The sequence below is a fragment of the Streptomyces sp. NPDC001770 genome (assembly GCF_053596135.1).
In genome coordinates, this window is the sequence record NZ_JBSFFN010000068.1 from 1 (window position 1) to 20624 (window position 20624).

The window sequence follows — 20624 nt, forward strand, 5'->3', positions numbered from 1 at the left end:
GGTGAGGTCGGAGGTGTTGGTGACCTCCGTCTGCCGGGTGGTGAGGGTGATGCCGGGGGAGTACGTCTGGAGTCCGGTGCCCGTGCAGACCATGACCACGGGGTCGGCGTGGGCGATGGGTGCCGCCAGCAGGGCGGAGGTGAAAGCGAGCAGGAGCGCGGCCAACGTGCTTACGGCCGTGCGGAGTGGTTGGCGGGGCCGATCGTTCATGGGAGCCCTTTCGCGACGCGGGCTCGAATGGGAGACCATGTCGCGAACAGCCGCTTCGGCCGCAGGTGCTCCACACTTCGAGAACCAGAGGTCACATTGGGTGACCCTTCGACAGCATTGCGTGCACCGTCGGGTTTGACAACCCTCTTGGTGGGATGTAGAGGGAGCGCGTCTGTGGTGCTGGGTGCGCCGCGTGGAGTGCGCCGGCGCCAGGGAGCGGACTCCACGCGGACCGTATCGCCGATGTCTCAGGGGGTTTTGCCCGGAGCGGTCGGTGCGAAGCGGTCCAAGGTGGTGATCCCCTCGAACTTGTGCGGTTGCACTCCGGCCATCAGCCGTCCGTAGTTCTCGGAGAGCGCTTCGAGGTTGAGCGCCCCGTGCAGCGTGATGACACGCGCGTCGCGCCAGGCCCGCTGGATGGGTTCGCTCTCCATGATCGCGGTCGAGCCGGAATTGCGCTGGAGCAGTTCGATCGCCTCCGCGCACCACTTGGCCGCGTAGGCCGTTTCGGCGAGGACCCGGGCGCTGAACATCTGCACGTACTCCGGATCGGCCGGTGTGCCGGCGGCGGCGAGGGCTCCCAAACGGTCGGTCTCATCGGCGTTGGCTCGGGCCATCAAGGTCGCGGAGCGGAGCTTGGAATGAACTTCCGTGAGCATCAAATGGGTCAGCGGCGCTTCGAGTTGATTCTTGTACGTGGTGCCGCGAATGGGCCGGCCGGCAGCGCGTTCGAGGAACCTGTCCAGTACTCCTTGCGCGAGGCCGATCGACATCCCCGCCATGAGGCTGAACGCCCAGCCCAGCGAAGGCACCTTCCAGAGAGCTCCCTTGAGGCCGCTGTCGAGGTTCCCGCCGACGACGTGACGGAAGTCGACGCCGCGGTGCTCCGGCACGAAGAGCTGATCTCCGGCGAGCGTGCAGGAGACGCTGCCGGTGGCACGCATGCCCGCGACCTGCCAGTCGTCGAGGAAGCGGAGTTCGTCACGCGGGACCTGAACGCCCACCAGGTACGGGCCTTCGCCGTCGTCCGCTATGCAGCCGAGGTTGGTGAACGGCGCCCAGAGCGAATCGCTGCCGAACGTCCAAGGCCCCCCGGAGACGGCCCAGCCACCCTCGACCCGCTTCGCGCGCCCCCGGGAGGCCGGGAAGTGGCTCGATGCGGCGACCCTGGGACCGACCCAGGAAGGGCCGTAGACCTCCTCGACGACACGGGCGCCCGAACCGGCCGGAATCCAGTTCGTCGAGGCGCCCACCCACACACTCCACCCGCACGACCCGTCCCACGAGGAGACCTCGGAGACGACGTCCAACTGCTGCCGCACGCTCAGCTCGTAGCCGCCGAACTCCGCGGGACTGCCGATGTCGAAGGCGCCGGTGGCGTCCAGGTCGGCGATGGTCTCGTCGGACAGCCGGCCGGCTCGCTCCGCCGAGAGCGCACGCTCCCGCAGAGTCGGCCCCAGCTTCCGTACCTTCTCGAGGATCGTCCTCAGCTCTTCCGAGCCGTCGTGAGTCGCAGCCATCGTCGTCACTCCTGTGTTCGGTGTTCTTGTGGGTGGTCCCCGGCCGTGCTGCCGCGGACTCGCGGCTCCACACCCGTGCTGTCGACGCGGAACGTTGGGCGGGGACCGCCCGATAGAACGTGCCCCCCGATCCGGGTTCGGGCCGAGATCGAGAGCTCGTACGCGTGGGTGGGAAGCCGAGCGGCCCTGTCGAGGTCGCCGATCGCGGTGCCGGCACCCGCTTGTCGCGGGGGAGTCGTGCGGGAGCGGAGCCGGGAACGCGATACGGCGAATCGTGAGTTCGGTCGTGGTGGTGGACAGCGGCTCGGACGCGCCACGCCGCTGGGTCGGCGGAACGTTGACCCTGAAGCGCACCGTAGAAGCGGCTGCAGGAAAGTGTCAACATTTAGTTCAGGAGTTTTCTCGTTCTTGTGTCGCGTTCCTGTGGTTGGTCGCACGCGCGTCTGGTTGGCGACGCGCCCTCGCGGGTCGTTGCTGATCGAGTCTTGTCCAGGTGGGGCAGGGATGGAAGGGGGAGGGGTGGTGCGATCTGGGTGCTGTCGATGCCACCGGTGCTCGTATGCGAAACGATGCCCAACGGCGTTCGATGTCATAAGTGTTGACAGTTCTTCCGGGTCTCTCAATGATGGTGCTCATGCCGTCGCCCCCTCGTCGGCCGGAGCCGGTGGAGGGGCGGCGGACGCCGACCGGTGATGCCGTAGAAGCGTTCCGGTGCGAGTCGCATCGCAGGCTGTGTCCCTTCTCCGTGACGCGGAGAACGCGATCGGGAGTGCGTTGCCGACACGACGACTCGGCGCTGTCTCGCACATGCCGGTCGTGCCCCGACGCTGGTGCGATCCGCACTGCCGTCGACAAGTTCGCAGCGGCTGCTGAGAGAAGCCCGCTGGTGATACGAAGGATCTGGAGCGAAACCATGGTTGATCACGACAAGGCTGCCATTATCGAGGTTCTGAATCTCTACGGCCTGGCGCTCGACGCACACCAGTGGGACCTGTTCGACCGAGCCTTCACGGAGGACGTGACGGCTGAATTCGGGCCGGCGGGCGCGGCTTGGCACGGGCTCGCCACGTTCAAGCGCTCCTTCGCCGAGTTCCACGAGAGCCTGGACCGTCATCAGCACACGATGATGGGGCACCTGGTGCACGTCGACGGAGACAAGGCCCACGCGTTCAGCTACGGGAACTGGCTCCTGGTACGCGAAGGCGCCGAAGGCGGCCCCGCGTGGCAGGGGACGGGCTGGTACGACGACGAGCTCGTCCGGACCGAGCGGGGGTGGCTCATTCGGCACCGTGTCTGCCGGCTGATGTCCTGGTCCGGAAACCCCCTGGTGCCCGAGCCGAACGCCGAGCACCACCCCGACATGCAGACGAACGTCCTGCGCGAGCACGCCGAGGCGGGGAAAGTCCTCTTCCTCAACGCGATCCAGGGCAAGTAGGCGGGGGCACCGGCCTTTGCCCCGGTTTCCCGGAATCACCGACGTCGAATCCATGCCCGCCTGTGGGGCGAGGCCGCGATGGGTCGTCGGCAGTGATCCTCGGTCGGCGTGGCGTGGACCGCTCGGCGGCGAGGAGCCAGCAGATCTCTCCATGAACACGCGTCTCTCCGGACGCAGTCGTGAAGGAGAAATCGAGATCCGCATACCGATGGAGCTTGGAACATGACCGTGAGACAGATCGACGAGTCCGCTGCCGTGACGCTCGTCTCGGGACCGACGGGTGGCGGGAGCATCGACGACTTCGAGTTGTTCTATGCGCGCCGCGCGGTGAACCGCTTCAGGGCAAGGCTGGGGCGTCAGGGCCTCCTCGACCTGCTGTCCGAAGACATCGACAGGGGCAACGCCCTTCTGCGGGAGCATGCGCGCGCGTCCGAGGGCGCCTTCACCGGTGGCACGACGGTTCTCGCGGCGCGGGGTTCCACCGCCGGCGCATTCGTGGACTGGATGGACACGGCCTTCGCCGACGAGAACGTACTCCTCGAAGCACAGCCGGAGCACTACGTGATGGTCGGCCAGGCCGACGGATCCGTCCACGTGGTGGAGAACGTCGGACCGCACGTCTGCTCCTTCTACCTGGGGAGCTGGTCCGCCGAGGCCATGGCATGGGCTTCCGACGCGGACGAGCGGCAACCGGAAGCGGAGTTCCCGTACAAGAAGGCGACGAACCTCTTCCTCTCCGACGGCACGGTCGTGGGGCGCGTCCTGATTCAGTTCGGTGACACCGATGACGGCTTCACCGCACGCCTGACGGTCTACCTGCCCACCACTTGCCCGGAGGACGTCCTGGAGCACCACCTCCGGCACTTCGCCGTCGAGTTCAGGAACTACTGGATCGTCGCAGCCGCGGCGGCTCGCTCCTGAACGGTCGACCTGACAATCGCCGCCGGGATCACCCGGCGGGGCGACGGGCGACATCGAGGGGCCGTCGTGGCCAGTAGCCGGGCGGCGGGGCAGCAGTCGGTGCTCCGCCACCCGGCTCTTCCTCTGCAAGGCGATGTCGCTCCTGGTCGTCCCGATCGTGGAGCCGACCGCATGCCTTCGCGCTCTGTCCCGCCGGAGTCCCCGCTTCCTGGGTGATCGCCGATGTCGTCGCGTCCAGATCTTGATCGGCGATGACGTGTGCCGACGCCGACAGGATCGCGACCGTCGTTCTTCCACTCCTCGGCCCGGCCGTCACTCCACCGCACAGCAGAATGGCCGGGTGTACTGACCCGTGAGGCTGGGGACACGGCCGGCCCTTAGGCTGATGGTCATGACTCCGGCCATGACCAGCGGTGTGACCACGGAACTCGCCATTCTTGACGCCGTGGAGACGACTTCCGATCCGGAGCTGGAGGTTCGGTTCGCCGAGTCGGCCCACCAGATCCTGGCCGACCTGGTCGGCGGAGGTGCCGCGCTTGGCTGGGTCGAACCGCCCTCGCGGGATGAGGTGGAGAGACTTCTCGGCCACGTCGTGGCCGCGGCGCAGACCGGGGATGCGGCACTGCGGGCCGCTTACCTCGACCGTCGGCTTGTCGGGTTGGGGTACTGGCTCCGCTACGGCCGACCGACCCATCGGCCACACGCCGACCTGGAGAAGATCGCGGTAGATGCTGCTGCCCACGGTCGTGGTGTCGGCAGGGCGCTGACGGCTGCCCTGATCGCTGACGCCCGGGAGGCGGGTATCGAGGTCCTCACCCTGGACGCCCGCGGCGACAACTCCAATGCACTGCACCTCTACCGGTCGCTGGGCTTCACCGAATACGGACGTCTGCCCGACTTCGTCGCCGTCGGCGAACGCCGCTTCGACAAGGTCCTCTACATGCTGGACTGCCGCCGGCAAGGCTGACATCGACCAGGCTCTGAGTCCGAGCGATGAGCCGTGGGCGAGGTGGCAGGCCGTCGCGGCGTTGTCGAACATGGCTCTGCACAGCGAGGTCCGGAGCCGACCAGGGACGACTCGCCGCTGGAACTCGTCACGACGCCGCTCCTCGTCACTTCGGAGCGGCGTCCGTCCGTGTGCAGCCTTCACCGCGCACCTGCCCGACGGTCGGTCCGCCGTGTGCCGACCTATCCCGGCCGGGCCGTCGTGTTCACGAGCGGGCGTCGTTGCCCACCACGACGTTGCGCAGCACGCCCAGGCGCTCGATCTCCACCTCGACCGTGTCACCCGGCTGCAGGAGCCGCGGAGGGGTACGCGCGTAGCCGACTCCCGCCGGCGTGCCCGTCGCGAGAAGGTCCCCGGGGCGCAGTGTCAGCGTGTGAGAGATCAGGGACAGCGTCTCCCCGACCCCGTAGATCATCTGGTCGGTGGTGGCGTCCTGGACCGTCTCGCCATTGACCCGTGTCCGCAACCGCAGACCGCTCTTGAGATCGCCGACTTCCGCTGCCGGAACGATCGGTCCGAGCGGGCCGGAGCGGTCCCCGTTCTTCCCCAGCGACCACTGCGAGGTGAGCTTCTGCGCCTTGCGGGCGGTCAGGTCGTTGAAGGCGGAGTACCCGAGGACGGACTCCGCGGCCTCCTCGGGAGAGGCGTCCACGAGCGTCGCTCCGACCCAGGCAACGACCTCACCCTCCCAGTCGAGCCCGTCCTCGTTGGACGGTACGGGGACCTCCGCGCCGTCCACGGTCAGCGACTGGGTCCACCTGGCGAAGAGCGAGGGATAGGGGGGCAGCTCCTGGTCCCGGAAACTTCCCTCCGCCGCGTGCTGCGAGTAGTTGAGCCCGATGCAGAAGACGCGAGCTTCGGGGAGTACCGGCGGAACCCGTTCGACCTCGGTGAGTGAGAGCTTCGGACCGGTCGGCGGTCGCGAGAGATACCCCGTCGGATCAGCCCAGAATTCCGCGAGCGGAGCGATGACGACGACTTGTTCGCCGTGTTCGGCCAGCGCCGCGACCTCTGTACCAAGGCTGCTGCCGGGTCGCTTGATGCCCACGATTCTCATGTGTTGCCCTTTCTTGGGTTCCTACGGGTACGTCCGGCCCGAGGGAACGGAGTCGTTGGTCCTGCTCCGCCGGAGGTGCCTGGACGGCACGCAGACCGGATGCTCTTCAGCTGAAAACGCACCGGGAAACGGAGTCCCGGTGTGTGCCTCGGCGGGCCCGGCCGTGTCGCGAACGCGAAGACCGCCGTCTGCTCGTACAGGTCCTGGCGCCGGGGATTCCGCTCTGCGGCGCACCACAGGCGCGGCCACGGTTTCCGAACCGCATCACTGGTCCTTCGAGCCCTGGTGGTCGTGTTCGAGGTGGTGACGCATCAGGAGGTCCGCACCGAAGTCATTGGACGGGTCGCGCCACACGCTGTGCACGTGATTGGCGTTGTCCTCGGCGTTGTCGAATTCGACCAGGGTCACCGGCCCCTGGATCCGGAAGTAGTGCGGCCGGTCGAGGGAGGTACCGCCGGCCCACGCGAAGCGCAGCTCCTCGACCCCTCCGGCCTCCGCGATGCGGTCCATCTCGAAGCTCACCAAACCGGGACGCGAACGCTCCACGAACCGGGCCAGCAGGTCGTCGAAGTGACCGCGCTGGGTGCCTGAGAGGTCGCCCACACGGACGCCACGGGGATGGTCGCGGAAGTAGGCCAGGGCCTTGCGGTCGACATCGGTGATCATCGCGTCCCGGCGGCCCACCCCGTGGTGGGCGGGATACTCCACCTCGCCGACGGTCGCGACCGTGCGGGTGACGAAGTCCGCCGGCGGTTTGTCGTGGATGATCGCCTGCTGCTTCTGGGAATCGGTGAGGCTGTCCAGCACGACGAAAGCGGCGTCCTCCTCCTCACCGAGGATCCTGAAAGGTCCGAAGCGGGCGGGCTCGGCCCCGAGCAGGAAAGGGGTCGCGTTCACGAGGTCGCCGTCGACGACGGTGATGTTGATCGACAAATGGTGACCGACCAGCCGCCAGCCCCACGTGGTGTCCGGTTGCGGCTGGCCGAAGAAGGTGAGGAAGTAGCCGCGGGCATCGCGAAACGTGGCGGCGATGTGGCCGAACAGCGGCAGGTTGAGCTCCCGGAGCACATGTTCGTTGGCCATCACCTGAACCACGCGGGCGTAGGCCGGAATCGACATCGACTCGGCGATCAGGCGGTGCGCCAGTGTCTCCTGGTGGCGATCGAGCTCGCCGAGCTGGACGCCGTGCCGACCCGACTCGGGAAGGAAGTTCCAGTGTGTCCGGTTCGGATCAGCTTGCGGCAACAGTGACTTCGCCCGTTGTTCCGCGCTCAGGCCGTCGAACAGTCCCATCGCGGCGAAGGTGACAGCAGTCGCATCGAACGAGCCGCCCGCCCTGGGCAGATGTGCGTCGGGAAGTTCATCGTCGCCGTGCGGGCGCCGCATTGCCGCCATGTCGATTCATGCCTTTCGTGTCGGTCGAGAAGGTCATTCGCCGTGCCGTCCGCAGCAGCGGAACGGGATGCTCGCGTCCGTCCGAGCGGTGGACTCACCCGGAGGACTCCTCGTGCCGGTACGGCCCGAGGCTGAGGAACAGAACGCAGCAGACGGCGCACAGACCGGCCAACGTGAGCATCGCGGGAGTGTAGGAGCCGTAGCTCTCCCTGCTCACGCTCGCCGCGGAGGCGGCGACGGCCGCTCCGATCTGGAAGACGGCGAAGACGATGCCGTAGATCTTGCCGAAGGACCGGCGTCCGAAGTACCGGGGAATGAGGTAGCTGAGGACGTCGAACTCGGCGCCGATCAACAGCCCGGCCAACGCGGACGCCAGTACTGCCGTCACCGCGTTCGGCCCCGACGCGAACAGCAGGACCGAGACGATGCCGCCGACGAGGTAGGCGGACATGACCCGGGACACCGGGAAACGGTCCAGCAGCCATCCCGTGGCCACCCTCGCCACGATCAGCGCGATCCCGAGTGCGACCGGTACCAGGCCGGCGATGCTCTCCGCGACGCCGGCGTCCAACAGCAGCGGGATCTGGTGGACGATGACGGTGGAACCGACCATCCCGAGCAGGAGGAAGGCGCTCAGTACGAGGACGAACGACCGCCTCCTGAGTGCCGTCCTGAGGGTGTCACCGTCGGTCCGCACTCCCGAGGCGCGCGAGGTCGGCTCGGAGAGGAAGAAGAACGCCACCGGGAACGCGATGAGTGCCATCGCCCCGAGGCCGAGAAACGCCGCGCGCCAGCCGAACGCCCCGATCAGTACGGTGGTGAGGATCGGGACGATCACGGTCCCGACCCCGATCCCGGAGTTGGCGATCCCCAGGGCCAGACCGAGTCTCCTGTCGAACCAGCCCGCCGTGAGACGGAGATAGGAGACGGGCCAGAGGCCCAGACCGCACAGCGGGATGACGATCCACGCCAGGTAGAACACGAACAGGCTGTCCGGCAGGAAGTACATCGCCATGAGCGACAGGGCGAAGACCGGGGAGCTGTACAGGACGAGCCGGCGACCTCCCCATCGGTCGACCAGAAGGCCCTGCAGAGGCGAGATGACCATGATCGTGACGCTGAGGAGGGAGGCGCCCAGACCGATGGCGGGTACACCCCAGCCGAACTCCCGGTCGAGCGGTTTGATGAACCCACCGAACGCCATGACCGTCAGCACACTGGGACCACAGGCGAGACCGACGGCTGATGCCGCGGTGGTGCTCCATCCCCCCGTGTCCCGGGACGGTGTCTCCGTCGGCGCGGCGAGCATTACGGGTTCTTCCACGGCCATGTGGACGCCTCCTTCGGTCTTCTCGGCGAACGGTCCCGTCCTGGGACGGTGAGCGTGTTCGACGGCTTTCGTCGCGCTGGGGTCTTTCGCTCGGATCTGGCTGGTCGGGGAGCGGGGCCCCGTGCCTCGCACCGTGCGACGGAACGTCGCCGACCGGCGACGACGCAGCGAGGTGCGACACGAGGGCGCGCAGACCGGCGGTGATCCGGACGAGAGGTCTAACGAGCGCCGGGGGATCTTCGCCACTGGGGCTGTCCCACAGCCGGCTGGAGAGCACGGCGCAGGTGCGAGACGAAGCCGGGAATGCCGGAGTGCTCACCGGCCGCGAACACGTAGAAGTCCGGCCGGGCGAGAAGAGCCTCACACGCGTGATCGTCGAACCAGCGCGCGTAGTGGCCTTCGAGGTCCTCCACCGCACCTCGTTCCGACACGTCGGCGACCACGCCACCGATCTCCCGGAACCACGAGAGCTCCTCCTCGCTCAGCGACCCAGCCGGGTCCCCGACCCGGCTGATCAACTGCCAGCCGCCTCCGACGAGGTCGTCGAAGAGTCCTTCCCGGCCGGCGAACCGGATCCGTCCCTGAGGCGCCAGCCGTCCTTCGGCCCCTCGGCCCGCCACGGTCAGCGACGGCTCGCCCAGTCGGGGGTGCGGAGGCTGGCGGGTGGCGGCCCGCGGATCGTGGAACCGAGCTCGCATCCCGGCGTCGCGGACGGCTGCCCGGTCGGGGTCGATCTCACAGATGACGCGGCCGGCCGCCACCGCCTCGTCGATGATCTCCCGGACGTGCCCGCCGCGTTCAGGTCCGTACGTGTCCAGGACGGACGGAGTCGCCAGGCCTCGGTGCAGCATCGCCAGCCGCCAACTGAGGGCCCTGGCGTCCCGCAGGCCCGCGCAGAGCCCCTGCCCCAGGAAGGGCGGCATCAGGTGGGCGGCGTCACCCGCCAGGAAGGCGTTCCCCCTGCGCCAGGTGAGAGCCCAACGCCCCCGGAACGTGTAGACGGCGTGCCGCTCCAGCCGGGCTGTCTCCGGAGTCACCCCCCAGGGGGCCATGAGCCGCCAGGCGGTGGTGTCCTGATTCAGCTCCTGGACCGTTGTGTCGGCACGGCGCATGAACTCGAACCGTCGCCGTCCCGGTCCGCTGTTGACGGCGGTCGCCGGCTGGGCGGGATCGCAGTACTGGGTGACGAAGGCGCTCCATGTCTCCTCCACCGTCGGCTGGTAGTCCACCACCAGCCAGTCGGCTTCGAAGCCCGAGTCCCCCACGCCGATGCCCAGTCGGGTACGGACGGAGCTGTTGGCCCCGTCCGCGCCGACCAGCCACTGGGCCCGGACGTCCTGTGCCTCGTCCGCCTCGTCGGTGGGAGCCACCCGGACGGTCACACTCTCGTGTTCCTGCGTGAGTGACAGAAAGGTCCAGCCTCGATGGACACTCACTCCGGGCGTCGCGACCGCGAGTTCCTCCAGGGCCGCTTCGAGGTCGGGCTGGTAGAAGCCGTTGGTGTTGGCCCAGCCCGACTCAGCGGTCCTGTTCCAGTCGATGGCCTGCAGGAGTTCGTCCTTGCCGTTGCGGAACTCGTAGCCACCGCGTTCGCCCTGGGACGGTTCGAACAGAGTGGCGTGACCACCCATGAGCCCCGCCGCCTGGAGAATCCTGAGCGCTTCGTGGTCGATGGTGCAGGCCCGGGGCAGCGGGTACCGCTCGGGCCAGCGCTCCACGACGCACACCCGCAGACCGGCCTGTCCGAGGAAGACCGCGGTGAGCAGACCGACGGGCCCGCCGCCGACGACGACACAGTCGGCCGACCGGGGGAGGGGTGTGTCCTGGGCTGGTTTCGGTGGCGTCGTCACGAGTTCGGCTCCTTTCCGTGACCAACGGCAGTGCGTGCCGAGGGCGTGGCGTCGGATGAGGGCGATGGCCCGGGCGGCTTCGGGGTGGTGGTTGCAGGACGCAGACCTGTAGGCAGAACGACGCACTTCGCGTGCGGCGACGTGGCCTGCGCCCTCCACGCCTTCGGGAGCTCGTCGAGGGAGAAGCACCGCACGTCCACCCGCAACTCGTCGCGGGCGAGAGCGGTCCACAGCCAGGCCAAGGCCCCCCTTTTGTCACGCAGCGGGGTGTGCAGGCCGGCGAACCCCGAAAGGACCAGTTGCTTCCCCCGGAGCAGGCCGGCCGGTATCCGCGCGGTCGCGCCGGCCGGGTTGCCGATGTTCACCACGCGTGCCCGCGGCGCACAGATCCGCAGGGCCGCCTCCAGCGGAAGTCCGTACACGCCGTCCAGGACGACGTCCACCGGCCCGCCGGCCGCCTCCAACAGCCGGGCCGCCAAATCGTCCGTGCCCTCATCGGTACGCAGACCGACGACCGCGTCGGCGCCGAGGGCGAGCAGATCGTCCAGTGCGGCCTGATCGCGGGCCACGCCGATCACCCTGCTCGCTCCACCCCGGCGTGCCACCTGGACCGCCATCCGCCCGACCGCGCCGGTGGCTCCGAGTACCAACACCGTCTCGCCGGACTGGAGTCCGGCCGTTTCGAGCAGGGGAATGACCGCGGCGGTACCCGAGTTTCCGACGGCTGCCGCCAGGACGGGGTCGAGGCCCGCGGGCAGGGGGAGTACGTCCTCGTCGGCGACGCGGACCCGAGTGGCGAAGCTGCCCGGCGTGTCCGGGGAGGCGTGGCACTCGGCATGGACCCAGGTGCCGGACGCGTACCTGTCGGATTCGAGCACGATTCCTACGCACTCGCTGCCCGGCACGTACGGGTGCTCGTGGCGGACGGAGTGGAACGTCCCTGAGGCGATGAGGAGATCGAGCGGATTCAGCGGCGTCGCGATCACTTCCACCGAGGTGGTTCCGGCACCGCGCGGTCCCCAGACGATGGAACCGAGCCGGGGTTCACGTCCTGGAGCGTCGACGACCGCTGCCCGGATCGCGTCACTCTCCGCCCTCGACCGGCCGGATGCCGGGCCGGGCCCACCAGACTGGGCATTCCTGTTGGTCGGCACCCTCATCGCCTCCCGGCTTCGGCCGACGAGGACCGGCGTTCGAGCACGCTCGTGGACATCGGTCCGGAGTCGACACCGCACAGCGCCCGTCCCATGTTCTCCATCCAGGTGTCGACGGTGAGGGCCGCGTGCAGACTGCCGGCCCGGCAGTTCCGGGCGATCAACTGGAGCGGCTGGCGCCTGGTGATCGCGGACGCTCCGGAGGCGTGGAGGAGCATCTCGACCGCGGAGGCGCACGCGTCCCAGACGTACGCCGCGTCCGAGTGGAATTGGAGAACCTCACGCTCGGTGGGGTCCACCGCCTCACGGTCACACCGGTCCAGGGCAGCGGCGGCGGCCTCCGCGACCAGGCCCGCCGCCCGGATCCGGCTGTGGGCCCTGCCCACGGTGAGACGCGTGAGGGGTGCGACGGACTGGTTCGCGTAGGGGGAGTACGGGATGGTCCGCTTGCCGACCGCCCCGAGAAATGTCTCCAGAGCATGGTCGGCCATGCCCAGCGCGGTCCCGGTGCCGGTCACGAGGGAACGGACGAGCCCACCGCGCCGCGGCCCACGGCCCTGCTCCGCCTGCTCGTCGATCCGTGAAGCGAGCAGGGTGGGAGTACTGAACCGCTCGTCGGGTACGAAGAGTTCGCCGTCGGTCATGACGGTCTGGCTGCCAGTCGCGGCCAGACCCGTCGCGTCCCAGTCGTCCAGTGCGACGAGCGACTCCTTCGGGACGAGGGCCATCCCGACCTTCGTGTCATCGGTGTCGTCGTAGAAGACGGCCAGGTATCCGTGCGACGCGTGCACACTGCCCGTGGCGAAGGGCCACCTACCGTCGATCATCCAGCCGCCCTCGACCCGTCGGGCGGTTCCCGACATCCGGCGGCTCGTGCCGCCCAGGGCGAAGGTGCGGTTTCCGGTCCACGGCGCCCCGTACACCGGCGCGAGGACGTCGTCGGGGAAGGCGAAGCTCCACAGGTTTCCCCCGGCGGCCGCCCAGACGACCCATGAGGTCGCACCACAACCCGCCCCGAGGGCACGGAAGAGGTCGTACAGTTCCCGCGTGGTGAAGTCGGCGCCTCCGTAGCGGGCGGGGATGGTCACACCGAAGACACCGGCCTCGGCGAGGCGTTCGACGGTGTCCTGCGGAATGCGGCGCTGCCGCTCGGCCACCGGCTGCTGCTCGCGCAGCCACGGCCTCAGCTCCGTCACCCGGTCGAGCATCTGCTGGGCGCCCGGCTGACGCCCGCAAACGTTGCTGCTCATGGTCATGGCCCTCTCAGCGATCTTGGCGTTCCACCGGCTCATGTCGACGATCGACGCCGTCCGTCGACGGTGGAAGGGACGGTCCGGACTTCCGCACCGGCGCTCCTCCTTTCATGACCACCGCGCCGGCAGCACCGGCAGTTGTACGTAGCTCGGGTGCCTCGGCCCGGTGTGAATCGTGTTCTGCGCTCCGTCGTGGTAGGAGGCGTCATAGGCGTGCCGCAGACCGTGTCCGGCGCCGGTGTACGGCTGAATGTCGATGCGAATGCGGTGACCTCTGCGCACCAGACCGGTGGTGGGGACGATCTCCACCTCTACGGGAACGATCTCGTCGCTCTTCAGCGGTGCGTGATCGTCGCGCAGGTGCGTGTGCTTCGGCCGGAAGGCGGTGGATCGTTCGAGGTCCAGCGTGCGGTGCGAAGCCTTCAGCCAGCCCTTGGCCAAGGGCTGGAAGCGCGCGGATCCGCCGGGAATCAGTGCCGGTCCGCAGAAATCGATCTCACGATTCTCTTCGTCCAGGACTCGCACGGACACGTAGATGTCCATGTCCTCGCTCGTACTGGAGATCCACAGCACCGCCTTGCCGTATCCGGCGAGGACCGTGTCCTCTTCCACGGGGTCGCTGAGGAATGTGGCGCCGGGGGAACAGGGCGCACTGGGCGGAGCGCTGTCACCCGTGTCCGAGGACGTCCGGGGCGCGGAAGGGTCCACCTCGGCGGAGTAGGTCACCGACCGGTCGACGCCGGACACCACGCGCGCGAGACGCAGGACGTCGTCACAGGGCAGAAGGCCTTCCTGGTCGGACGACCAGGCGTCGAGGTACCAGCGGACGTACTGCGTGCGCAGCGCAGGCCACTCGTACTCCTCCTGTACGTAGGAGCAGCCGCGTCCGGTCCGGATCTCCAGGCGGACGGGGGGCTTGTCCATGATTCCGTTGTCGACGCCCTTGAGCCAGTGGTCGAAGAAGGCCACATGGTCCTCGACGGCGGCAGCGGAGTAGGACTTCAGGAACCAGTCCTCCCAGAAGTCGATCTTCTTGTTCGGCGTAGGAGTGTTCAGGAAGGTCTCGCTGCTGCCGAGCTGATGGAAGTGTCCGGGGTGCGTCGTCGCGGCAACCGTCCACAACGGGATCGCCACCTCGCCCAGATCAGGACTCATCAACACCTCGGACCGGGGACCGAAGATCATGGAGGGGTCCGAATCCTTGAAGGGATGGGACCTGGCGATCTCCAGGAAGTCCTTCGCCTCGACCTCGCCGCAGATCGCCGGCACGATTCCGTTCTCGAACCACCCGGGGAAGAACTCCTCGTTGAGAATTCCCCCGGTGTACATGACCTCCTCGTAGAGGTCGGTATCCGTGCCGATCGCGATCATGGCCTTGAGACCGGGAGGGCGGAGGCTTGCCACCGCGTGCTGGTTCACCGCGTGGTACGACATTCCCCACAGGCCGATGTTGCCGTTCGACCAGGGCTGTGCAGCGGCCCATTCGATCGCGTCGTAGTAGGCCTCGGCCTCTTCGATTCCCCAGATTCCCAGCGTCCCGGGGCTCTTGCCGGCTCCGGGACTGTCGACGCGCACGAGAGCGTAACCACGCGGAATCCACGCCGCGGTGTTGATGCTTTCGTGGTTCTCGTACTCGTACCCGTCCTGATTTCCGAGAAAGTAGCGCTCTTCCATCTCTTCGTGCTGCTCGGCGGCCACGTCGTCGGAGATGGAGTGGTGGACGAAGGCACTGCCGTGGACACCGCAGTTCATGACGACGGGTACGGGCTCGGCGCTGTCCGGACGATAGATGTCGGCAGAGACGTAGGAACCTTGCCGCAAAGGAATCCTGACATCCCGGTAGCGGCGGATCCCGAGGATGTTGCGGCGGATCTCGTTGCGGGCGGCGGCAGGTGAGGAGAGCTTGCGGGGCGTCCTGCCGGTGGACCCTCTCGCCCGGTTGAAGGCGTCCACCAATGCGTTGACGGTCAGGTCCTCCGTGAAGGCCCGGACGGGATCTGCCGGGCCGCCGGGGAGAGAGACGAGCCCGTAGCGGAAGTCGACGGCACGGCTTCCGACCAGGTCGTGCACCTCAGGAGTCAGCCGAATACCTTCGTCCGGACTGTCGTTGAGATTGAGTGTCTGGAGGAAGCGCGCGATGTTCGTCAGCCCCGGATCGGCCAGCTTGTCGATGCTGCCGTCGACCCTGGCGACGATGTCGGCCACGGTGAGCCTCTCCGCACCGCGGGCCGCTCCGAGTGGAACCGAACCGACGGAGAACAGCACGACCTCGCCGTCCCGGAAGTCGAAGGTTCCTTCATGGTCCGTGAAGCCGCAGCACGTGGGGGTTTCGAACCGCAGCCCCACGACGGGCCCCGCGAACTTTCCTTTGCGCAGCATGGTTCTCCGCTTTCGAGGTCGAGGCACGACGAGATCGTGGGTCGTGTTGTGGCGGGGCGCCGGCGGGCCCGGCTGCCTCCTTCCGCCCGACGGATTCATCTCCCGTGGCGTGGCGGCGAGGACAGGCCTTGGCGGTCGTCAGACGCTGGCAAGTCGCCGGAACCGGCTGCCGTGGAACACCAGTGGGGGAGCGTCCGGGGTCGCGCTGAGTCCGTGGATCTCCAGCAGCACGATGTCGTGGTCGCCGCAGGGCACTTCCTCGCGGACGGTGCAGTCGAGCCAGAGTGTGGCGCCGTCCACGAAGATGCTTCCGTCGTCCGAGGCGAACCACTCGGTGCCCGCGAAGCGATCACCCAACTTGCTTGCCAGACGCGCGCAGATCTCGTCCTGCCCCTCGGCCAGGACACTCAGCCCGAGCCGGGGCTGTTCCCGCAACTTGGGCCACGTGGTGGAGGAGTGCTGGATGCACATCGAGACCATCGGGGGGTCCAGGGAAACGGACGTGAACGAGCTCGCGGCCAGCCCCAAGGGCTTGCCCTCGTAGCGGGCGCACACTGCGGCGACCCCGGACGGAAAGCACCCGAAGGCCCGTCGCAGTTGGTCTGCGGCGGTCACCGGCTCAATACCTCTCACTTCATCCTCCTTGTCCGGCAGGCATCCTGAACAGGTCTCCCGGTTCGGTGCGGACGTGTTCGCCCGGATCCGCCGGACGTAGTGCGACACGGTGCTGTGACTCCCTGTTTCACGCCTGCGGCCGGGGGGTGTCCAACCAGCGGCGAATGGATTCGGCGTCGGCGTCGAGGACGGGCGGAGCCGCATGATCGACCCGGGTGGTCTCGGTCTCGGCACCCGTGGGGTCGACGTCGAAGGTGCGCAGGGCCGACCCCGGCAGGGAGATCTTTCCCAGTGTCCGGTGCTCGACATCGACGAGGAGCCGCTGCGAGCGCGTCTGTTCCCAGTCGTAGACCTCGTCGAGAGCTCGTACCCGGCCGGCCGGCACTCCGGCGTCGGCGAGTCGGTGCAGGAGCGTGTCGGGCTCGAACTGCCCGAACACCGACTCGAGAAGTGAGGTCAGCTCATCGCGATGCGCGACGCGTCCCGAGTTGCTCCCGAACCGCGTCTCGTCGGCGACGATGTCGAAAGCGGCACAGAGGCGCTTCCACATGGCGTCGTTCCCACACGCGATCTGGACACTGCCACCCGCACAACGGAACAGGCCGTAAGGGGCGATGGCCGGGTGATGGTTGCCCTGCGCCGCGCCGACCTCACCCGCCACGGTCCAGCGAGTGCCCTGGAACGCGTGAGCTGCCACGACGGAGGCGAGGAGAGAAGTGCGGATGATCTGACCCCGGCCCGTTCGATCCCGCTCGCGCAGCGCGGCCAGGACGCCGAACGCCCCGTTCATGCCGGCCAGCAGATCCGCTATGGGAACGCCGACCCGCTGCGGATGAGCCGGGTCCGGACCCGTGACCGACATCAGTCCGGCTTCGCCCTGTGCGATCTGGTCGTACCCGGCGCGGTGGGATTCGGGCCCGTCGTGTCCGAATCCACTGATCGACAGCACCACCAGGCGGGGGTTGAGCTCCATCAGCCGCTCGGTGCCGAAGCCGAGCCGCCTCAAGGCGCCAGGTTTGTAGTTCTCAAGCAGGACGTCGGCCCGCTCGATGAGGCGCGAGAGCAGGCGGGTGTCCTCGTCGCCCTTCAGATCGAGAGTGATCGACTCCTTGTTCCGGTTGCAGGACAGGAAGTACGTCGATACGGATGAGCCGTCATCGGCATCGACGAACGGCGGTCCCCAGGAGCGGGTGTCGTCCCCTGCGGGGCTCTCGACCTTGATCACCCGTGCACCGAGATCGGCAAGCATCATCGAGGCGTGCGGACCTGCGAGCGCGCGGGTGAGGTCGATGACGAGCAGTCCGTCGAGAGGTCCGGTCATGACCGGACCTCCTGCACACTCGCCTGCTCGGCGGCCGGATTCGGCCGGATGACCAGCATGCTCGCGGGAAGGTTGGTGCGGTTCTCGACGCTCCGTACCGTGCCCGCCGTGAGCCGCGCGCCGTCGAGCGCGTGCAGAGTGTCGGTTTCGCCGCCGGCCTCCGCCAGGGAGAGGGTTCCGGTGAGGACCACATAGAGGGTCTCCGTCGCCACGGGGGACAGGTCCGCCCGTCCGCCGGGCAGGTAGTGCGAGAGGACCACCGTCACGGCACCGGCGTAGTGCTCGCCGCCGAAGAGCTGGACGGGCCCGACACCGTGATGGCCGGCAGGCTGGAAGCGTTGCCCCAGCTTGAGCGGGGCGATCTCTATCGACATGTTCGTGCACTCGATTCTGGCTGAGTCGGCAGGGGGATCGCTTGCGGTGGCGGGAGCGTGCCACGGAGTCGGGAGGCGGGGAGGCCGGAGCGCCGGGACGGCCCGTAGGCAACCTGCAAGCAGGCACCGTGGCGCATTCCGGGCAGCGGCTCGATGCGGGTGAACCGCAGGGCGTACGCGCTGGTGCGGGAAGCCCGGCCGAGCCATCCGGTCGTCGGTGGCCTCGGCAGTCCTTCCGTTCCGGAGCAACTTAACGGGAGCCGCTCAGAAAATGTCAACATTAAGGCGCCGGGTTCTTTGATTGGCTTGGGCGGGTCCGACGCGGCGGGAACGTACCTGGGTGACGTGCTGGGTAACGCACCTAGGTGCCGCGATGGATGCTGCACAGTGCGTTCGGATTGCTACGGATGACAGTGGGACGCGGTCGACGTCGGTGCAAAGTGTTGACACTTGTTGAGTGACTTCTATGATGCTGAACATGGCCGCACCTCCTGTCGGCCGGCCGCCGCAGCCGTACTCCCCATGTGCGAACTCTCGGTCCGGTCGCCCTTCTGTACCGGGCGCGTGGCAGCTACGCGCGGTGGATCGATCCCCGTTCCACGGCCGGCCGGAGGGCTGCCGTCCGGGATCCGGGCTGCCGCGGCCGAGCTGACGGGTCCTCTCGCACCGCTCCCGCACTCACCCGCCGCGTCACATCCGCCACGACGACACTGTTGGGGACTTCATGAATGCCCTGCCCGGCGACGCCCTTCCACTCGCCGCCGACTTCCCGGTTGCCTCGCGCGAGCAGTGGCACGCCCTCGTTCAGGGAGTGCTGAGCAGAACCGGTCGGACGGCCGAGGGAGCCGGGGGAGAGGGCGACCTGTCCACCGTGCTGGAGGACGGGATCGTCACCCGCCCTCTGTACACGGCGGCGGACGCGGCGCCCGATGCCGGTCTGCCCGGCTTCGCGCCGTTCGTTCGGGGAGGGCGGGCCGAGGGGAATGCCGCCGGAGGCTGGGACGTCCGACAGCGGTTCGCGACGTCGGACGGCGACGCGATCCTGACCGATCTGGAGAACGGCGTCACTTCTCTCTGGCTGACCATCGGTCCCTACGGCATTCCGGTGACGGCGCTGGACCGGGTTCTGAGCGGTGTGCATCTCGACCTGGCTCCGATCACCTTGGACGCGGGTGGCGAAGTGGAGTCGACAGCCTTGGAGTTGCTCCGACTCCACGACGAACGGGGAGTCGCGAGGGCGGATGTCCGGGGCAATCTCGGCGCGGATCCCCTGGGCCACGAGGCCCGCACGGGTGAAGCGCTCGACTTCGGCGGGGTTGCCGGTCTCGCCCATCTCTGCGCGGACCGGTACCCCGGGATGCGTGCACTCACCGTGGACGCGACTCCCTACCACGAGGCCGGCGGCTCCGCCGCGCAGGAGCTCGGATGCGCTCTGGCGACCGGCACCGCGTATCTGCGTGAACTGAACCGTGCGGGACTGGGAATCGAACGGGCTTGCGCGCAGATGGAGTTCCGGTTCTCGGCCACCGCCGATCAGTTTCTGACCATCGCCAAGCTGCGCGCGGCGCGACGGTTGTGGGCGCGAGTGACTCAGGTGTGTGGTGCTCCGGATGTAGGGGGCCAGCTGCAACACGTGGTGACCTCGTCGGTGATGATGGCGCGCCGGGACCCGTGGGCGAACATGCTGAGGACGACCGTCGCGGCCCTGGCCGCCGGTGTCGGCGGAGCGGACGCGGTCACCGTTCTGCCCTTCGACGACGCGATCGGCGTGCCGGACGCATTCTCCCGCCGAATCGCCCGCAACACCTCCACGATCCTCATGGAGGAGTCGCACCTCTCCCGGGTGATCGACCCTGCCGGAGGTTCGTGGTACTTGGAACAGCTCACCGACCAGATGGCGCGGGCCGGTTGGGCCTTCTTCCAGAGCATCGAAAGTGCCGGAGGGCAGCAGAGCGCCCTTCGCTCCGGCATGATCGGTGCGCTGCTCGCCGAGACGTGGTCCGCCCGCGAGGCGAGCATCGCCACGCGGCGGGAGCCGATCACCGGCGTCAGCGAATTTCCGCATCTCGCCGAGAAGCCCGTTGTCCGCTCGCCGGCACCCCGGGCTGCGGCGAGGGGTTTGCCCCGCGTCCGGAGGGACGAACCGTTCGAGGCGCTTCGCGCACGCTCGGACGCACACCTCGAGGCCACCGGTCGGCGGCCCCGCATTTTCCTGGCAGCGGTCGGAACCGTCGCCGAGTACACTCCCGGACTCGCCTTTGCCGTCAACGCCTTTCAGGCCGGGGGCATCGAGTGCGTCACCGAGGGGGCCTTCGTCGAGAGCGGCACCACGTACGCCTGCCTGTGCTCCAGTGACGCGCTCTACCAGCAGCAGGCGGGGCGGCTCGCCGCGGAACTGACATCCGAGGGCGCCGACCACGTGTTCCTGGCCGGACGCCCCGGCTCGGACCCAGCTGTCGACGCCTACGTCTTCGACGGCTGTGACCTGATCGCCGTTCTGTCCGCCGTCCTCGACCGCATGGGAGTGCTCTCATGAACATCCCCGACTTCTCCCGGGTCGAACTCGGGCCACCGTCTGTCGGAGGGAGCCTCGAGGATTGGCGCACAGCCATGAAGACGATGGACGGCGGAGTGGCGCAACTCTGGGAGACTCCCGAGGGCATCACGGTCAAGCCGCTGTACACGGAGGCCGATCTGGAGGGCGTCGATTTCCTCGACACCTTCCCGGGTATCGCCCCGTACCTGCGGGGTCCGTACCCGACGATGTACGTCAACCAGCCGTGGACGATCCGTCAGTACGCCGG

General features: G+C 68.2%; 17 protein-coding genes. 5 read left to right on the forward strand and 12 right to left on the reverse strand.

Annotated elements, in window-relative coordinates:
- Both ACWCSV_RS33475 and ACWCSV_RS33480 read right to left on the reverse strand, forming a co-directional pair.
- On the reverse strand, positions 1-210 hold a 210-nt coding region (locus ACWCSV_RS33475), incomplete at its 3' end, for a hypothetical protein (protein ID WP_451148833.1).
- A gap of 248 nt (positions 211-458) precedes the next feature.
- Complete coding sequence (locus ACWCSV_RS33480) at positions 459-1730, reverse strand: acyl-CoA dehydrogenase family protein (RefSeq protein WP_451148835.1); 1272 nt, start codon at positions 1728-1730, stop codon at positions 459-461.
- A gap of 913 nt (positions 1731-2643) precedes the next feature.
- Between ACWCSV_RS33480 and ACWCSV_RS33485 the strand changes: the two genes are divergently transcribed.
- The 3 genes from ACWCSV_RS33485 to ACWCSV_RS33495 all read left to right on the forward strand — a co-directional run bounded on the left by ACWCSV_RS33485 (position 2644) and on the right by ACWCSV_RS33495 (position 5053).
- The gene (locus ACWCSV_RS33485) at positions 2644-3165 is read left to right on the forward strand and encodes a nuclear transport factor 2 family protein (protein ID WP_451148837.1); all 522 of its coding nucleotides are present in this window, start codon (positions 2644-2646) and stop codon (positions 3163-3165) included.
- Positions 3166-3387: 222 nt separating this feature from the next.
- Positions 3388-4086, forward strand: coding sequence for a hypothetical protein (locus ACWCSV_RS33490; RefSeq protein ID WP_451148839.1), 699 nt, complete (start codon positions 3388-3390; stop codon positions 4084-4086).
- A gap of 403 nt (positions 4087-4489) precedes the next feature.
- Entirely contained in the window at positions 4490-5053 is a 564-nt protein-coding gene (locus ACWCSV_RS33495; protein ID WP_451148865.1) for an N-acetyltransferase family protein, read from the forward strand.
- A 244-nt stretch (positions 5054-5297) separates the two neighbouring features.
- Here the strand turns inward: ACWCSV_RS33495 and ACWCSV_RS33500 are convergent, their stop codons facing one another.
- From ACWCSV_RS33500 to ACWCSV_RS33545, 10 genes are all read right to left on the reverse strand, one after another.
- Complete coding sequence (locus ACWCSV_RS33500; protein ID WP_451148841.1) at positions 5298-6149, reverse strand: fumarylacetoacetate hydrolase family protein; 852 nt, start codon at positions 6147-6149, stop codon at positions 5298-5300.
- 264 nt (positions 6150-6413) lie between these two features.
- Positions 6414-7544, reverse strand: coding sequence for a DUF3500 domain-containing protein (locus tag ACWCSV_RS33505; protein WP_451148843.1), 1131 nt, complete (start codon positions 7542-7544; stop codon positions 6414-6416).
- Positions 7545-7638: 94 nt separating this feature from the next.
- Entirely contained in the window at positions 7639-8874 is a 1236-nt protein-coding gene (locus tag ACWCSV_RS33510; RefSeq protein ID WP_451148845.1) for an MFS transporter, read from the reverse strand.
- A 218-nt stretch (positions 8875-9092) separates the two neighbouring features.
- Positions 9093-10724, reverse strand: coding sequence for a bifunctional 3-(3-hydroxy-phenyl)propionate/3-hydroxycinnamic acid hydroxylase MhpA (mhpA, locus tag ACWCSV_RS33515; RefSeq protein ID WP_451148847.1), 1632 nt, complete (start codon positions 10722-10724; stop codon positions 9093-9095).
- A complete protein-coding gene (locus tag ACWCSV_RS33520; protein ID WP_451148849.1) occupies positions 10721-11884 on the reverse strand; it encodes a quinone oxidoreductase family protein in 1164 nt (387 codons plus the stop codon). Before ACWCSV_RS33520 ends, mhpA begins: the two co-directional genes overlap by 4 nt.
- Positions 11881-13128 (reverse strand): acyl-CoA dehydrogenase family protein, encoded by a 1248-nt coding sequence (locus ACWCSV_RS33525; protein ID WP_451148851.1) that lies wholly within the window; start codon positions 13126-13128, stop codon positions 11881-11883. The genes ACWCSV_RS33520 and ACWCSV_RS33525 overlap by 4 nt, the downstream gene beginning before the upstream one ends.
- Before the next feature lie 111 nt (positions 13129-13239).
- Positions 13240-15510, reverse strand: coding sequence for a CocE/NonD family hydrolase (locus tag ACWCSV_RS33530; RefSeq protein ID WP_451148853.1), 2271 nt, complete (start codon positions 15508-15510; stop codon positions 13240-13242).
- A 138-nt stretch (positions 15511-15648) separates the two neighbouring features.
- Positions 15649-16143, reverse strand: coding sequence for a flavin reductase family protein (locus tag ACWCSV_RS33535; RefSeq protein ID WP_451148855.1), 495 nt, complete (start codon positions 16141-16143; stop codon positions 15649-15651).
- 109 nt (positions 16144-16252) lie between these two features.
- The gene (locus ACWCSV_RS33540) at positions 16253-17446 is read right to left on the reverse strand and encodes a CaiB/BaiF CoA transferase family protein (RefSeq protein ID WP_451148857.1); all 1194 of its coding nucleotides are present in this window, start codon (positions 17444-17446) and stop codon (positions 16253-16255) included.
- Positions 17443-17820, reverse strand: coding sequence for a cupin domain-containing protein (locus tag ACWCSV_RS33545; RefSeq protein ID WP_451148859.1), 378 nt, complete (start codon positions 17818-17820; stop codon positions 17443-17445). The genes ACWCSV_RS33540 and ACWCSV_RS33545 overlap by 4 nt, the downstream gene beginning before the upstream one ends.
- Before the next feature lie 724 nt (positions 17821-18544).
- Between ACWCSV_RS33545 and ACWCSV_RS33550 the strand changes: the two genes are divergently transcribed.
- Together ACWCSV_RS33550 and ACWCSV_RS33555 are read left to right on the forward strand one after the other, a co-directional pair.
- Positions 18545-20356, forward strand: a complete 1812-nt coding sequence (locus ACWCSV_RS33550; RefSeq protein ID WP_451148861.1) for a methylmalonyl-CoA mutase family protein — start codon at positions 18545-18547, stop codon at positions 20354-20356.
- On the forward strand, positions 20353-20624 hold a 272-nt coding region (locus ACWCSV_RS33555; protein WP_451148863.1), incomplete at its 3' end, for a methylmalonyl-CoA mutase family protein. The genes ACWCSV_RS33550 and ACWCSV_RS33555, both read left to right, overlap by 4 nt.

Excerpts from the sequence above, each read along its gene's own strand:
- ACWCSV_RS33495 (WP_451148865.1), top strand. The coding sequence starts at position 4,490 with ATGACCAGCGGTGTGACCACGGAACTCGCCATTCTTGACGCCGTGGAG.
- ACWCSV_RS33510 (WP_451148845.1), bottom strand. The coding sequence starts at position 8,874 with ATGGCCGTGGAAGAACCCGTAATGCTCGCCGCGCCGACGGAGACACCG.
- ACWCSV_RS33525 (WP_451148851.1), bottom strand. The coding sequence starts at position 13,128 with ATGAGCAGCAACGTTTGCGGGCGTCAGCCGGGCGCCCAGCAGATGCTC.
- ACWCSV_RS33485 (WP_451148837.1), top strand. The coding sequence starts at position 2,644 with ATGGTTGATCACGACAAGGCTGCCATTATCGAGGTTCTGAATCTCTAC.
- ACWCSV_RS33500 (WP_451148841.1), bottom strand. The coding sequence starts at position 6,149 with ATGAGAATCGTGGGCATCAAGCGACCCGGCAGCAGCCTTGGTACAGAG.
- ACWCSV_RS33490 (WP_451148839.1), top strand. The coding sequence starts at position 3,388 with ATGACCGTGAGACAGATCGACGAGTCCGCTGCCGTGACGCTCGTCTCG.
- ACWCSV_RS33505 (WP_451148843.1), bottom strand. The coding sequence starts at position 7,544 with ATGGCGGCAATGCGGCGCCCGCACGGCGACGATGAACTTCCCGACGCA.
- ACWCSV_RS33480 (WP_451148835.1), bottom strand. The coding sequence starts at position 1,730 with ATGGCTGCGACTCACGACGGCTCGGAAGAGCTGAGGACGATCCTCGAG.
- ACWCSV_RS33530 (WP_451148853.1), bottom strand. The coding sequence starts at position 15,510 with ATGCTGCGCAAAGGAAAGTTCGCGGGGCCCGTCGTGGGGCTGCGGTTC.
- ACWCSV_RS33550 (WP_451148861.1), top strand. The coding sequence starts at position 18,545 with ATGAATGCCCTGCCCGGCGACGCCCTTCCACTCGCCGCCGACTTCCCG.
- ACWCSV_RS33545 (WP_451148859.1), bottom strand. The coding sequence starts at position 17,820 with ATGTCGATAGAGATCGCCCCGCTCAAGCTGGGGCAACGCTTCCAGCCT.
- ACWCSV_RS33540 (WP_451148857.1), bottom strand. The coding sequence starts at position 17,446 with ATGACCGGACCTCTCGACGGACTGCTCGTCATCGACCTCACCCGCGCG.
- ACWCSV_RS33520 (WP_451148849.1), bottom strand. The coding sequence starts at position 11,884 with ATGAGGGTGCCGACCAACAGGAATGCCCAGTCTGGTGGGCCCGGCCCG.